Origin of the sequence: Corynebacterium sp., assembly GCF_012838985.1 — a bacterium.
Taxonomy (GTDB): domain Bacteria; phylum Actinomycetota; class Actinomycetes; order Mycobacteriales; family Mycobacteriaceae; genus Corynebacterium.
Map to the genome: position 1 here is coordinate 1 of NZ_DUOE01000188.1, position 12,160 is coordinate 12,160.

11 protein-coding genes are annotated in these 12,160 nt (G+C 70.0%); 3 read left to right on the forward strand and 8 right to left on the reverse strand.

Annotated features, from left to right (window positions below; genetic code table 11):
* Positions 1 to 29 precede the first annotated feature (29 nt).
* The 3 genes from pcaC to GXZ33_RS10780 are packed head-to-tail and all read left to right on the forward strand — an operon-like array spanning position 30 to position 2,884.
* Positions 30 to 386: a 4-carboxymuconolactone decarboxylase gene (gene pcaC, locus GXZ33_RS10770; protein ID WP_052437886.1), complete on the forward strand. Its 357-nt coding sequence runs from the start codon at positions 30 to 32 to the stop codon at positions 384 to 386.
* Positions 386 to 1,579: a 4-hydroxybenzoate 3-monooxygenase gene (locus GXZ33_RS10775; protein ID WP_291341031.1), complete on the forward strand. Its 1,194-nt coding sequence runs from the start codon at positions 386 to 388 to the stop codon at positions 1,577 to 1,579. The genes pcaC and GXZ33_RS10775 overlap by 1 nt, the downstream gene beginning before the upstream one ends.
* Entirely contained in the window at positions 1,580 to 2,884 is a 1,305-nt protein-coding gene (locus GXZ33_RS10780) for an aromatic acid/H+ symport family MFS transporter (protein ID WP_291341032.1), read from the forward strand.
* 33 nt (positions 2,885 to 2,917) lie between these two features.
* Here the strand turns inward: GXZ33_RS10780 and GXZ33_RS10785 are convergent, their stop codons facing one another.
* The 8 genes from GXZ33_RS10785 to GXZ33_RS10820 all read right to left on the reverse strand — a co-directional run.
* Positions 2,918 to 4,963, reverse strand: a complete 2,046-nt coding sequence (locus GXZ33_RS10785; RefSeq protein ID WP_291341033.1) for a LuxR C-terminal-related transcriptional regulator — start codon at positions 4,961 to 4,963, stop codon at positions 2,918 to 2,920.
* A gap of 25 nt (positions 4,964 to 4,988) precedes the next feature.
* The gene (locus GXZ33_RS10790; RefSeq protein WP_291341034.1) at positions 4,989 to 6,506 is read right to left on the reverse strand and encodes an aldehyde dehydrogenase family protein; all 1,518 of its coding nucleotides are present in this window, start codon (positions 6,504 to 6,506) and stop codon (positions 4,989 to 4,991) included.
* Complete coding sequence (locus GXZ33_RS10795; protein ID WP_291341035.1) at positions 6,503 to 7,234, reverse strand: HD domain-containing protein; 732 nt, start codon at positions 7,232 to 7,234, stop codon at positions 6,503 to 6,505. The genes GXZ33_RS10790 and GXZ33_RS10795 overlap by 4 nt, the downstream gene beginning before the upstream one ends.
* Positions 7,231 to 8,502, reverse strand: coding sequence for an FAD-dependent oxidoreductase (locus tag GXZ33_RS10800; protein WP_291341036.1), 1,272 nt, complete (start codon positions 8,500 to 8,502; stop codon positions 7,231 to 7,233). Before GXZ33_RS10800 ends, GXZ33_RS10795 begins: the two co-directional genes overlap by 4 nt.
* 3 nt (positions 8,503 to 8,505) lie before the next feature.
* Positions 8,506 to 8,832, reverse strand: coding sequence for a 2Fe-2S iron-sulfur cluster-binding protein (locus GXZ33_RS10805; protein ID WP_291341037.1), 327 nt, complete (start codon positions 8,830 to 8,832; stop codon positions 8,506 to 8,508).
* A gap of 29 nt (positions 8,833 to 8,861) precedes the next feature.
* Positions 8,862 to 9,605 carry an SDR family oxidoreductase gene (locus tag GXZ33_RS10810; protein WP_291341038.1) on the reverse strand — a complete coding sequence of 248 codons (744 nt, stop codon included), beginning with the start codon at positions 9,603 to 9,605 and terminating at the stop codon, positions 8,862 to 8,864.
* Between the two features lie 11 nt (positions 9,606 to 9,616).
* Positions 9,617 to 11,497, reverse strand: a complete 1,881-nt coding sequence (locus tag GXZ33_RS10815) for a PEP-utilizing enzyme (protein WP_291341039.1) — start codon at positions 11,495 to 11,497, stop codon at positions 9,617 to 9,619.
* Between the two features lie 25 nt (positions 11,498 to 11,522).
* Positions 11,523 to 12,160: PEP/pyruvate-binding domain-containing protein (locus GXZ33_RS10820; protein ID WP_291341040.1), on the reverse strand; the 638-nt coding region annotated here is incomplete at its 5' end.

A 12,160-nucleotide genomic window follows, 5' to 3' on the forward strand; every position in this document is an offset into this window, starting at 1 on the left:
AGGGCCGCGCAGCGGCCCATGAGACCGGAATGCGTAACCGCCGTGCGGTGCTGGGGGACGCGCACGTGGACGCGGCCGTCGCCAAGCAGACGCCCGTGACCGAGAAGTTCCAGGACTTCATCACCCGCACCGCCTGGGGTGACATCTGGAACCGCGAGGCGATCGACCACACGCAGCGCCGCCTGCTCACCATCGCGATCCTCACCGCCGTGGGCAACGACGGCGAACTCGACATGCACATCCGCGCCGCCCTGCGCGCCGGGGTGGACGCCGACCTCATCGGAGAGGTCCTCCTCCACACCGCCGTCTACGCCGGTGTGCCCAACTCCAACCACGGCTTCAAGCTCCTGCAGCAGGCCGTCACCGACCTCGAAGGAGACAACTGATGTCCCACACACCCGTCGCCATCATCGGAGCCGGCCCCGCCGGCCTCACCCTGGCCCACCTGCTCCACGTCCGGTACGGCATCGAGTCCGTCATCTTCGAGTCCCGCTCCCGGGCCGATGTCGAGGAGACCGTCCGCGCCGGAGTCCTCGAGCAGGGCACCATGAACCTCATGCGTGAGACCGGTGTCGGCGAGCGCATGGACGCGGAGGCCGACATCGACGACGCCATCGAGCTCGCCATCGACGGCCAGCGCACCCGCATCGACCTCGCCGGGCTCACCGGCCACCACATGGCCGTCTACCCGCAGCACGAGTACCTCAAGGACTTCATCGCCGCGCGTCTCGACGCCGGCCAGACCATCTTCTTCGAGACCGAGGTCACCGACGTCACCGGCTACGACGACGACCAGGTCACCGTCTCCTACACCACCAACGACGGCCGGGAGCACACCCTCACCGCCGACTACGTCATGGCCGGCGACGGCTCCGCCTCCCCGCGCCGCAAGCTCGTCACCGAGCTGCCCGGCGCCGTGCGCGCCAAGCACGAGTACCCCTACGCCTGGTTCGGCATCCTGGTCAACGCGCCGCAGACCCAGAAGGAACTCATCTACGCCAACTCCGAGCACGGCTTCGCACTCATCTCCACCCGCACCCCGGAGATCCAGCGCTACTACCTGCAGTGCAATCCCGACGACACCGTCGACATGTGGTCCGACGAGCGCATCTGGGACGAGCTGCACAAGCGCGTCTCCACCGATGACCTGCGCGTCTCCGAGGGCGAGATCTTCGACAAGGCCGTCCTGCGCTTCCGCTCCGCCGTCACCGACCCGATGCAGCGCGGCCGCCTCTTCCTCGCCGGCGACGCCGCCCACACCGTGCCGCCCACCGGCGCGAAGGGCCTCAACCTCGCCGTCGCCGACGTCGCCGCCCTGGCCCCCGGCCTGGCGCGCGCCATCAAGAAGAACAACCGCGACCTGCTCGACCAGTACTCCGCGCTCGCCGTGCCGCGCGTGTGGAAGGCCCAGCACTTCTCCTACTGGATGTCCTCCATGCTGCACACAGTGCCCGAGCAGGAGTACTTCCAGACCCAGCGGTCCCGCGCCGAACTCCGCTCCGTCCTGTCCACCGAGGCCGGCCGCACCTACCTGGCGCAGCAGTACGTCGGCCTCGACCTCCCGAAGTTCGAGGTGTAGATGACCACCACCGCTCCGCCCGCGCCCCGCGCCGGCACCCGCTCCACCCTGACCGTCACGATCCTCCTGTGGATCGCCGTGCTTCTCGACGGCTTCGACATGGTCGTCATCGGCGCCGTCCTGCCCTCCATGATCGAGGACCCCACCTGGCAGGTCACCGCGGCCGAGGGCACCCAGATCGTCACCGCCGGACTCATCGGCATGACCATCGGCGCCCTGGCCATCGGCACCCTCACCGACAAACTCGGCCGCCGCTGGGTGATGATCGTCTCCGTCCTGGCCTTCTCCCTGCTCACCCTCGGCATGGGCTTCGCCGGTTCCGTGTGGATGCTCATGCTCCTGCGCTTCCTCGCCGGCGTCGGCCTCGGCGGCTGCCTGCCCACCGCCATCTCCATGGTCACCGAGTTCCGTGGCCGCGCCCGGGCCGGCTCCTCGACGACCACCGTCATGACCGGCTACCACGTCGGCGCCGTCCTCACCGCCCTGCTGGCCATCCTCATGATCGAGCCCTTCGGCTGGCACTCCCTGTTCATCGTCGGCGCCGTCCCCGGCATCATCCTCGCCCCGATCATGTTCTTCCTGCTCCCTGAATCCCCGCAGTACCTGCTGGCCAAGGGACGCGTCACCGAGGCCGAGGACATCGCCTCCCGGTACGGCATGGAACTGTCCGACGAACTCGACCGCTCCGCCGCCCAGGCCGCTCAGGAGGACAAGCAGCGCAGCTCCCTGGCCTCCGTCCTCGCTCCCAAGTACCGCCGCAACTCGCTGGCCATCTGGGCGACGTCCTTCATGGGCCTGCTCCTGGTCTACGGACTCAACACCTGGCTGCCGCAGATCATGCGCGCCGCCGACTACGACCTGGGCAACTCCCTCGGTTTCCTGCTGGTGCTCAACGTCGGTGCCGTCGTCGGCCTCATCATCGCCGGCAAGGTCTCCGACGTGCACTCCCCGCGGCGGACCGGCCTCGTGTGGTTCCTCGCCTCCGCGGTGTTCCTCGCGCTCATGGCCATCAAGCTGCCGCTCCTCGGCCTCTACGTGGTGGTGTTCATCACGGGTGTGTTCGTGTTCTCCTCGCAGAACCTCGTCTACGCCTTCGTCGGCGAGAACCACCCGTCCAACATGCGCGCCACCGCGATGGGCTTCTCCGCCGGCATCGGCCGCCTGGGTGCGATCTCCGGCCCGATGGTCGGTGGCCTGCTCATCAGCCTCGGCATGGCGCACCCGTGGGGCTTCTTCGCCTACGCGGCTGTCGGCCTGGCCGGTGCGGTGATCTTCGCGTTCACCCGACCGGTGTACGTGCGGTAGACACCGACCCGCCCCCGGGGCTTCCCCGGGGGCTCAGCCCTGGGCGAGTTCCTCCCGCAGCCCCTGCCGCGTGCGCACCCCGAGCTTCCGGTAGATGCGGGTGAGGTGGTACTCCACGGTCTTCGTCGACAGGGAGAGCTCACGGGCGACGGCACTGTTGGTCGCCCCCTCCGCGACGAGCGCGGCGATCTGCTCCTCCTGCGGGGTGAGCCCGTGCGGGTTGGTGCGCGCCACCGCACCGACACCACCCACGCCACCGACCCGGCGCTCCGCCGCACAACGTTCGACCATGACGCTCGCCCCCATCTGCCGGAAGATCTCGGCGGCGTGGGAGAGGATCTCGTCGGCACGTTGGCGGCGGCCGTGACGGCGCAGGACCTTGCCGTACTCGAAGAGGATGCGCGACTGGTAGGCGGGCATCGGGGTGCCCAGGATCGCCTCGACCGCATTCTCGAAGGTCTGCAGCCCGCCGGTGACGTCGCCACGCTGGAACTGGATCGTGGCGCGGGGGACGGCGTTCTTCGCCGTGAGCGAGACCAGACCGGAGGGGGTGTGGCGTTCCTCGGCGCCGGTGATGACCTCGTCGGCGGCGTCGATACGCCCCGCCCGGATGAGGGTCTGCGCGTAGACGTCCTCCCAGGGCCAGAAGCCGGGATGCTGGGTGTCCGTCGAGGAGACGGTGCGGGCGAGCAGCGCACCGGCGCGGAGGGCGGAGGGCAGGTCCGCGGAGTTCGCGGCCACGATCATGCGGCCCATGGCGGCGGGCAGCGACTGCAGCAGGAAGGCGTCCTCACTCAGCGTCAGACGCTGGAGGTAGTCGGCGGCGAGCAGGTCATCGCCCTGCATCGCGGCGATCTGCACGCCGGTCCACAGGAGCATCGGCTCGAGCAGCTCCATGCCGTGGGTTTCACCGGTGGCCAGGCCACGTTCGACGACACTGGCGGCGGTGGTCCATTCGCCCAGCACGTAGAGGGTGCGGGCCAGCCACGCGTCCTGCCACACGCCGATCACCGGGGACTGCTCCGGCAGGTGCCGCAGACGCTCCCGGGCGGTCAGGGGATCGTCGAAGGTGAGCGCGAGCCAGCCGTGCACCATGTCCAGGCGCTGGCGGTTGACCGCGGTGTCCGGGGTGATGTCCAGCGCCGGCATCCGCCCGGAGCAGGCCGCGTCGGCGACGAGCCCCAGGATGCGTGCCTCGACGGTGGCGGTATCGGCGGGGGAGTCGGCGCGCAGGGCGGCGACCTTCGCCTGCATGCCGGCCAGGTCCCAGTCCGCCAGGGAGAGGAGCACGCTGCGGGCGCGGTGGTGCGGCTCCGGGCCGGGATCTGCGAGGTACTCGTGCGCGCGGCGGCGCAGACCCCGGTTGAGCGCGAGGTGGCCGCGCAGGCTGGCCTGCTCGGCGGGCTCGAGGTCGGGCGGGCACTCGTCGAGGTGGAGCTCCGCGGTGGGCAGCTCCCCCTCGGCGACGAGTTCACGGGCCAGGGCGAGGTGTGCAGCGGGCTCCCGCTTATCGACGCCCCTCCGCACCAGCTCCCCCTCCGGCAACGAGGCGAGCAGCGCGTTGACCGCGCCGGGCCAGCCGCCGGTCTCCGCGTGGATCTGCTCGACCAGCGCGACCGGCACCGTCCGGCCCGTGACGGAGCGGAGGTAACCGGAGGTCTCCGCCAGTGTCAGCGGCGGCAGGGAGACGACGTCGGTGGCCAGATGGTCCAGCCCCGGGCCGTCGACCGTCGCGATGACCGACACCGTCGACTCCGGGTGCCGCGCCGTGGAGATCAGCTGCCGCAGCGAGCGCTCATCCGCGTGGTGGAGATCATCGACGACGACGAGCGTGTCCGCCAGCGGCGTGGGCAGCAGGGAGGACAGCGCGCCGGGCTCGTCCCGGTTCCAGGGGAACAGCGCCACCCGGTGCTGCGGACGACCACCCAGGTGGGTGAGCACGGACTCGAGGACACCGCGGCGGTCGGACCCCTCCGGACCTGTGAGCAGCAGCACCGTGCCCGGACCGCCGGCGGTGACACGCAGGGCGGCGCGGTGCAGCCGACGGCGGTGGATGTGCCGCAGATACTGGGAGCTCATGGTGCGGTTGACGCTACCAGCGCTCTCAGCGGCGGCGGTGGATGGACTTGTAGCTCAGGTAGGCGCTCAGCCCCTCGATGCCGTACTCCACCCCCATGCCGGAGTCGTGGCGGCCGCCGAACGGGGCGGAGTGGTTGGAGCCGAAGAAGTTGATGCCCACCGAACCGGAGTCCACCCGGCGGGCGACCTCCAGGGCTCGGGACTCGTCCGCGCCGAAGACGATGCCGCCCAGCCCGAACTCGGTGTTGTTGGCCAGGGCCACGGCCTCATCGGCGGTGCCGTCGGTGTCGTCATAACGCAGGATCGTGATGACGGGTCCGAAGATCTCCTCCCGGGCGACGGTCATGTCCGGGGTGACGTCGGCGAGCACCGTCGGCACGATGAACTCCCCGTCCTCCAGCCCCGGGGCGAGTTCGTCCGCGGTGGCGGCCCGTCCTCCGGTGACGATGCGGGCGCCCTCGCGGCGGGCCGATTCGAGGTACCCGGAGACCGTGTCGAACTGCGCGGCGGTGGCCACCGGACCGAACACGGTGGTGGGGTCGAGCGGATCCCCCTGCGGGGCCGCGGCGATCGTCCCGGCGACCATGTCCACGATCTCCCCGTAACGGGAGGCGGGGGCCAGGATGCGGGTGGAGATGTAGCAGGTCTGGCCGGTGTTGCGCATGCAGGACCGGATGAGCACGGAGGAGACGGCGTCGAGGTCGGCGTCGGGGAGCACGATCGCCGAGGACTTGCCGCCGAGCTCCAGGGTGACCGGGCGGAGCAGCTCGCCGCAGGCGGCGGCGATCTTCCGCCCGACCGGGGTGGAGCCGGTGAAGGCGATCTTGTCCACGCCGGGGTGGCGCACGAGGGCGTCCCCGAAACGGCCCGGGCCGGTGAGCAGGTTGACCACACCGGCCGGCACACCCGCGGCCTGCACCGCGTCGATGATGAAGCGGATGGACAGGGGAGTGGGGGAGGCCGGTTTGATCACCACGGTGCAGCCCGCCAGCAGCGCCGGGGCCAGCTTGATCACCACGAGGTTGATGGGGAAGTTCCACGGGGCGATGAGTCCGCACACCCCGATGGGGTCCTTGTCCACGATGGATTCCGCGCCGCCCGCCGGGAAGGGGCGGATGTCCTCGTCGTCGAGCCAGGACGCCAGGGTGGCGAAGTAGCGGAAGATGCCGGCCGCGTTGGCCGCCGCTCCGAGGGTCTCGGAGACGGGGGAGCCGTTCTCCCTGGTGTTGGTGTACGCGAGGTGCTCGCTGCGGGCCTCGATCTCGTCGGCGATGCGCAGGAGGTACCCGGCCCGGTCGGCGGCGCTGAGCGCGGACCAGCCGGCCAGGGCGTCCCGGGCCGCGGACACCGCCCGGTCGAGTTCCTCCGGGGTGGCGGCGGGGACGGAGCCCCAAGTTTCGCCGGTGGCGGGGTCGACCACCGGGTTGCGTTCTTCGGTGGCGGCGGGCTGCCAGGCACCGTCGATGAAGAAGTCGTCGACGTGGGTGTAGGGCAGGTCGAGGGCCGCCCGACGGCCCCGGGCGTCGGTGAGCGTCGCGGTCATCGGATGATCTCCGTCCGCAGCAGTTCCCGGCAGCGGCCCAGGTCGGCGCTGGCCATCTGGTGGGCGGCGTCGGTGATGAGCTCCGGCAGGATCTCCGCCTCGAGGCGGTCGACGTAGGTCGCCGGGTCCATGTCGAACCAGGTGCACGACATCGCGATGCCGGCCCGGTCGAAGCGCCACAGCCGGTCCGAGTCGCGGACCAGTGCGTCCTCGAGGGAGTAGGCGACGTGGCGGGTGTCGTGGCCGTCGATGATCTCGCAGACGCGCTCGATGAACTCCTCGTCGTACCCCAGGTCGGGTAGTACGCGGCGGGCGACGTCGCAGCCCTCCCGTTCGTGCTCGAAGCGGATGGCGGCCTTGCGCCAGTCGCCCCGGAAGCCCTCCGAGATGATGCGGGACTCGTCGACGTGCGCCCACCCAGTGTCGTGGAGGGCGGTGGCGATGAGCACCAGCTCGCGGTCGGCCTGCGGGTACGCGTCGCACAGGCGGGTGGCGTAGGCGGTGACGATCGGCAGATGCAGGTCGTTCGCGCGGGTGCGGGTCTCCGGGACGATGGCGCGCCACAGATCCTCCAGGCCGGAGCTCGGGGACAGGCAGATCGGCGCGGTGTCGACGAACTCGCGGGTGGGGACGGGGCGCTCCGGGTGGGAGGCCGCGAACCGGCGGGCACGCGGGTCGTCGATGTGGTTCTCCGGCGTGGCCGGGGCCCAGGCGGGTGGGGTGGTCATGAGACGGGCTCCAGATTCCTGATGAGGGACTTGAGGGGGACGGTCGCGTCGGCGGCCTCGGCGGCGGGGATCTCCTGCCCCTTGGCCAGGGCGTTGCGCACCGCCATGAAGTCGAGCGGGTGGTTGATGCAGTCGGCGGCGATGATCCGCCCGTCGCGGTAGTAGAGGACGCTGAACTTCCCCTGTTCCTCGTCGCGTCGGACGACGGTGGTGTCGTAACCGAGGGAGAGGCCGGCGATCTGCAGCTTGAGATCGCCCTGGTTCGACCAGAACCACGGGATGCCGGCGTAGTCCTCCCGCTTGCCGACGACCGAGTACGCCGCGACCTTCGCGTGCTCGATCGCGTTGTTGACGCTCTCCAGACGGATCCGCTCCGTCGGGTCCGCGCCGGGCAGCGGGTTCGGCAGGTTGGCCACATCACCGACGACGATGGTGGTGCCGTCGGAGGCGACGGCGTGGCGGTCGACGACGATGCCGTTGTCGACGTCCAGGCCCAGCTGCTCGGCCAGTTCCGTGTTGGGGATGACGCCGATGCCCACGAGGACGAGCTGCGCGGGCAGTGTGGTGCCGTCGTCGGTGACGACCCCGGACACGCGCCCGGCGTCGTCCGACACGAGCTTCTCGACGCCGGTGTCCAGGCGGATGTCCAGTCCGGCGGTGCGGTGGTGGGTGAGCAGGTGGTCCGAGGTCGGTTCGCCGACGGCGCGGCCGACGAGGCGGGGCGCGCGCTCGATGACGGTGACCTTCTTGCCCAGCTGCTGCAGGGAGCAAGCGGCCTCGAGTCCGATGAAGCCGCCGCCGATGACGACGGCCTCCTCCACGGAGTCGAGGGAGGCCTTCAGTGCCAGGGCGTCGTCGGCGTTGCGCAGGTAGACGACACCGTCGAGGTCCGCCCCGGGGACGGGCAGGTGGCGGGCGCGGGCGCCGACGGCCAGGGCCAGGCGACGGAAGGGGTAGGTCGTGCCGTCGGTGGCGTGGGCGGTGCCGGAGCCGTCCGGGGCACGGTCGATCCGCTCGATGCGCGCGCCCTTGACGAGGCGGATGTTGTTCTCCTCCCAGTACTCGTTGGAGCGGAAGATGAGGCGCTCCTTGTCGTAGGTGCCCTGGAGGAACTCCTTGGACAGGGCGGGGCGTTGGTAGGGGCGGTGGTCCTCGTCACCGAGGAGGGTGATGTGCTCGTCGAAGTCGAGGCCGCGCAGCGAGATCGCCAGCTGCACGCCGGCCTGGCTCGCCCCGATGATGAGCAGTCCCGTGGTCTGGTCGCTCATGACTCACACCTGCGTTTCCGGGGTGGTCACGCACAGGGACATGCCCTCGGTGACGGGGATCTGGCAGGACAGGCGGGAGGACACCTCCCGGTCGACGGCGGTGCCGTAAAGCATCTCGTCCTCCATGCCGGACATCTCCGGCAGGTCGACGTCCTGGCCCTCGTCGACGAAGACGTGGCAGGTGGCGCAGGACAGGGAGCCTCCGCACTCGGCGACGATGCCGGGCACGCCGTTGCGCACGGCGGTCTCCATGACGGAGTCGCCGACGGTGGCGTCGATGGTCCGGGCGGTGCCCTCGGCGTCGGTGTAGGTGACGGTGGTCGTGGTCATGATGGTCTCCTGTGGAAGTGTGTGTGCTGTCAGATGAACTGGCGGCCGCCGTCGACGACGAGGGTCTGGCCGGTGATGAAGCCCGAGTCGGGGGAGGCGAGGAAGAGGGCGGCGCCCACGATGTCCTCCGGTTCGCTGGCCCGCTTGATGGAGCCACGGTCGACGCCGTAGGAGGCGGCGTCGGACATGAGTCCGAGGCTGGCGTCGGTGAGCGTGAACCCGGGGGCGATGGCGTTGACGGTGATGTTGCGGGCGCCGAGCTCCTTGGCCATGACGCGGGTCAGGGCGATGACCCCTCCCTTGGAGGCGACGTAGTGCGCCCACTGGGCGGACCCGGACATGACGGTGGCGGAGGACAGGTTGATGATGCGGGCGCCGTCCGCCAGGTGGGGGCTGCAGGCGCGGGTGACCAGCCAGGGTCCCTTGAGGTTGACGCCCATGACCAGGTCCCATTCGGCCGGGTCGATCTCCTCGAGCGGGGAGCGGGTGACGGTGGCGTAGATGGCGGCGTTGTTGATGACGACGTCGATCGGGCCACCCGCGAACTCCGCGACGTCGGCGGCGAGCTGCTCGGTGGAGTCTGGGTCGGTGACGTCCACGCGGAAGGCGGCGGCCGTGGTGTGGGGCGCCAGCAGCTCCGCGGTCTCCCGGGCACCGTCGAGGTTGATGTCGGCGACGGCGACGCGGTCACCCCGGCGGGCGAAGCCCTCGGCGAAGGCGCGGCCCAGTCCGCCGGCGGCGCCGGTGATGAGGACGGTTCTCTGAGTGGTCATCGGTGCACCCCTTACGGAGCCACGAGGGCGGCGTCGGCGGTGTCGGTGGCCGGTGCGGTGGCGGGCGCGGCGTCGTCAAGCACCTCGACGGTGCCCTTCGTGCCGTCGACACGCAGACGCTGACCGGTGCGGATCGTGGTGGAGGCGCTGCCGGTGCCGGTGACCGCCGGCAGGGCGTACTCGCGGCAGACGATGGCGGCGTGGCTCATCATGCCGCCGATGTCGGTGACGGCGGCCTTGAGCTTGCCGAACACCGGACCCCAGCTGGGGGCGGTGACCGGGGCGACGAGGATCTCGTCCTGCCGGATGTCGGAGATCTCGTCGGCGTCCATGATGACGCGGGCGTAACCCTCGACCACTCCCGGGGAGGCGGCCATGCCCTTGAGGGTGCCCTCCGGGGTGTCGTCGTCCTCACCGAGCCAGGACTGGACCTGCTCGGTGGTGATGCCCCACAGCATGCGGGTGAACGGCTCGGTGATGGACTCCGGGGGAGTGTTCAGCGCCGGCGCCGGGCGGGCGGTCTTGAGGGCGGCAACCATGGCGCGGCGCTCCTCGATGATCTCGGGCCAGTAGACCGGGCCGATCGGGCCGTCCGGGGCACCGACGCCGTGGCCGGTGACCAGATCGAAGAGGGCGTCGCGGACCTCGTTGCGGGTGAGGTAGAGCATGTCGTCCGCCTCCGGCCAGAAGCCGTGGGCGTGGAGCATGCGGGACAGCTCGCGGACCTTGCGCCAGAACACACCCATGGTCCAGTGCTCGATGTAGAAGTTGTGGTTCTCCACGTAGGGGTAGGCGGTGGCGGCGAGGCCGCGCTTGGCGTCGAAGACGGCGAGCTGCTCGGCGTCGAGAAGCTCCCGGTACTCGTCGACGATCCGGTCCTTCTCCGCGATGAGCTCAGCGGTGGGGCGCTTGATGATCTGGCCCTCGTCGAGGCGGCGGATATAGTCGGCGATGAAGCCCAACGGGATCTCCAGGTGGTCGATCCAGTACTTGTCGTGACCGTAGAAGCCGTTGCCCACGGTGAAGTTGAACCACGGGTCCTGGGCCTCGTCCCAACGGGCGATCCAGCGCTCGCCACCGGGGGAGGCCGCGAGGGCGGCGAGGGTTCCCTCCGAGTCGTCGGTGTCGGCGAAGTGCTCCTGCAGGCCGAGCTCGACGGCGAGGATGGCCAGCTCCTTGAGCTCGTCGTCCGGGCGGAAGAGCTCCATGTCCACACCCTGCACCATGTTGGCGATGGACTGGTCGGGGATGTCCGGGAACACCTCCTTGCAGAAGTTGAAGAAGTCGAGGTAGGCGATGTAACCGAGGTTGAGGAACTCGAAGTGGTACTGCCAGTTGCGGTACGCCAGGGCGATGAGGCGGTCGTAGTTCTCCAACAGGATCTCGGAGCCGTCCATGGCCTTGCCGGACTCGATGTCGGCCATGGGCACCATGTCGGGCAGGGGGTTGAAGGTGAGCGACTCGAGCTCGTCGATGGTGCCGCGGACCTTGACCTTCCAGTCCTCCAGCATGGAGTCCCAGTTCTGGAAGTAGTGGGTGATGCGGGCCTGGAACTCCGGGACGCGGTCGGCGACCTGATCGTCCGGCACCGGGATGGGGGACATGTAGAGGTAGCCGAGGTGGACGCGGAACTCGATGCCGTTGGCGTTGGGGATCATGAGGTGGCGAGCGTTGTACTGCCCGAGGCACTTGACGGCGTACTCCGCGCCGATGGTCTCGAAGGGCTTGAACACGGTGGGCCAGTGCTGCGAGTCGCAGAACCAGAACTTCTCGTTCTCCTTGTCCTTCAGCTCGTCCTGGAAGACGAGGTAGTAGGGGTAGAGCTTCTCCCATCCCTCGGCGCCCGCGGGCACCGGCAGATCGGAGGGCTTGGGGAAGGACTTCTTCGACATGGATGTCTCCTTGGGGGGGTGGGGGTCAGCGGGCGGCGAGGATGGTGGAGGTGAGGGAACCGAGGTTGAAGCCTCCGCCACCGGTCGGGGCGGCGGCCGGCTGCGGGGCCTTCGGGGCGGCGACGTTGGAGTGGACCGTCTCCGGGCGGGACTGCAGGAGCAGGAGGTTCTCGCCGTCGGGGAGGTCGGCGTCCAGGGCCCACTCGATGTCCTGCGGGCAGCCGTAGTGCCTCTCGGCGCGCTTCGCCATCGTGGCGACCTGGGTCAGTTCCTCGTCGGTGAGGCTGCGGATCGCGGCGCGCTCGGCCGGGACGTCGCGTCGGATCAGGGTGCCGCTGGCGGCGTCGGGGACCAGCTCGTGGTGCTTGTCGCCGAGGTGCTCGCTGACGACCTGCAGGGTGACCTTGTCCAGGATGATGTTGTCCGGGGTGACCTCGCCGGAGACGACCATCTCGCCGACGCCCCAGGAGGAGTCGATGGTCACCTTGGAGCGGTCACCGTTGGAGGGGTTGAGGGTCATGGCGACGCCGGCGACGCGGGCGTTGACCATCTTCTGCACGACGACGGCCATGGACAGACCCTCGTTGGGGATGTTGTTCTTCAGGCGGTAGATGATCGCGCGGGCGGTGTAGAGGGAGGCCCAGCACTGGCGGATGTGCTCGG